1 pseudogene is annotated in these 652 nt (G+C 66.1%); it reads left to right on the top strand.

The features are described from left to right. Window positions 1–284 precede the first annotated feature (284 nt). A pseudogene (locus A9X00_RS27320) lies at window positions 285–652 on the top strand (dihydrodipicolinate reductase); the annotation flags it as partial.

The following is a 652-nucleotide window of genomic DNA, read 5'->3' as shown; positions in this document are numbered from 1 at the left end:
TGCACCCACACGCCAACGAGTTCCAGGTCGGGTCGCCGGCGAATGGCGTCGATCGCGATCTTCCCGACTCCCCCGGTGGACCAGACGACGATGCGCATGAGCACTCTCCTTACTGGTTCGCCAGGGCCTCCCGGCCCGGGCCGGGGCACGCGTGTCGAACCTGAGCGTGTACATCAGCTGCAGGTTAACCTAAGATTTGTTCTTTAGGATAGTGTGCACTTTCTTAGCGATTTAAAGGCAACGGCCGTCTCGCCTTTCGGCACGCGCACTCGAGGAGGAACAGGATGACGACTCATCGCGTAGTGGTCTGGGCGACGGGTGGCATCGGATCGATCGCCATCCGCGCCATTCAACGGCGCCCCAACCTCGACCTGGTCGGCGTGTGGGTGCATTCGCCCGACAAGGTCGGCAAGGACGCCGGTGAGCTGGCCGGCATCGGGCCGCTGGGCGTGACGGCCACCGACGATGCCGACGTGCTGATCGCGCTGGCGCCCGACGCCGTCGTCTACGCCGCGAGCGGTCCCGAACGCGACGGCGCAGCGGTGCCCGACTACCTGCGGCTGCTACGGGCGGGCATCAACGTGGTGTCGACGTCGTCGACCAGCCTGGTGTACCCGCCGTCGTACTTCGCGCCGGACTGGCGCGACCAACT

It is taken from the genome of Mycobacterium sp. 1245805.9 (assembly GCF_001672915.1).
Classification (GTDB): domain Bacteria; phylum Actinomycetota; class Actinomycetes; order Mycobacteriales; family Mycobacteriaceae; genus Mycobacterium.
Note: the sequence above shows the minus strand (reverse complement) of the source record. Positions and strands in the feature narration are given on the sequence as shown.